The organism is Xylophilus sp. Leaf220 (assembly GCF_001421705.1).
Classification (GTDB): Bacteria; Pseudomonadota; Gammaproteobacteria; order Burkholderiales; family Burkholderiaceae_C; genus Xylophilus.
Genome location: NZ_LMKO01000020.1, coordinates 1 through 1,330, shown reverse-complemented (window position 1 = coordinate 1,330; position 1,330 = coordinate 1). Strand labels below are relative to the sequence as shown.

Genomic DNA, 1,330 nt, shown 5'->3' with positions numbered 1-1,330 from the left:
GGGCTGTCGATGCAGGCGGTTATTGCAGCGCTGCTCGCCGCTCCGGTCGAGAACCGATCGGCCTGCGGCTGAGAACGGAATTGTTCAGGGCGGACTCAATAGCTACAAACCAACAAACAACAACAGCTACAGGCATTTTTCATTCGAATCTCCCCGCCAACACCGGCGGAATCTCCTGCGCCAGGAAGTCGTACACCTTACGCACCCGTGGATTCGCCCGAATCTCGCGGTGACCGCCAGCCAGCAGGGCAGCGCCCCGGGCCTGAACCCCGGCAGCACCGCGAAAACGCCCGGCCAGTGACCGCTCGCGTAGCTCTGTAGATATCGGTTCGTGCAGAGTGTCCCTAAGTATATTTATGTAAATTCACATGCTTTTTTCGAGTAGTTCCACGAGCCGCCTCCATCCAGACACTTATCGATATAAATTTCTCCTTCGAAGAAAAACTTAAAGGCCAGAAATGCAACCGTCATTAAAAATGTTATAATCAATAATCTATTCATAATGTGAATTAATAAACTGAGGAAAGTCCACTGGGTCGAAACGGTCCACAGACAATATTGCATGGCTGACTTGAGCTCAACGCACCATTACGACCTATTGCATTAGCAGCTTGGTCGGCCAAAGAAGCCGATGATGGATCGCCTTTTATATTTTGATCCGTCCATTCTCGGGCGTTTGAAATCAAACATGCAGCATACTCACCCGAAACTCCTTGCCTAGTAGCTTCGCAGTTTGCCTTACAGTGAAAATATTTATCAGCATTAATGGTATTTGCCGCACGCATATCCTTATAGTTTTTCCAAAAATCACCACCTGCTCTGATACTTTGAGTCACGGCGTCAACACCCTGTCCGTAATTATTTGATCCCGGACCATAGGGACCCATTCCTGGATTATCCAAGCCCATGGGATCAATTCTTAAAATTGAGTTTGCGCCCGCGTAAGAGTAAACATTTGTACCTCCAAGAAGACCGATGGGGTCCTCCTGCACATACCGCCCGGTCCCCGGCGCATAGTCCCTGAACCGGTTGTAGTGCGTCCCGCTCTCCCCGTCGAAGTACTGCCCCGGCAGCCGCAGGTTCATCTCCAGCCGGCTGCTCGCGGTCGGGGTGGTCTTGCCGAAGGCTTCCGACTGCGCGGACCACGACGACCGGCCCTGCGCGTCGGTCGCCGCCTGCGGCGTGCCCAGGTGGTCGGTGTGCAGGTAGTGGTAGTCGGCTGTCGCCAGGGTCGCGCTTTGGTTTCCTGCTCTTGCTCCCGTCGATGCCTCGGCCTGCCACAGGGGCGCCGTGCCCCACATCGCATCCGGCATGGCAGGCCGCACTCGTC

At 54.4% G+C, this 1,330-nt stretch carries 2 protein-coding genes; one reads left to right on the top strand and one right to left on the bottom strand.

Translation table 11 applies throughout. From position 1 onward, the window contains the following. The coding region (locus ASE76_RS21205; protein WP_236698423.1) for a hypothetical protein at nt 1–301 on the top strand (301 nt) is incomplete at its 5' end. A gap of 208 nt (nt 302–509) precedes the next feature. On the opposite strand, the gene ASE76_RS20040 is transcribed toward ASE76_RS21205, so the two are convergent. Next, nucleotides 510–1,330 (bottom strand): RHS repeat-associated core domain-containing protein (locus tag ASE76_RS20040; protein WP_236698422.1); only part of this gene is annotated, 821 nt, incomplete at its 5' end.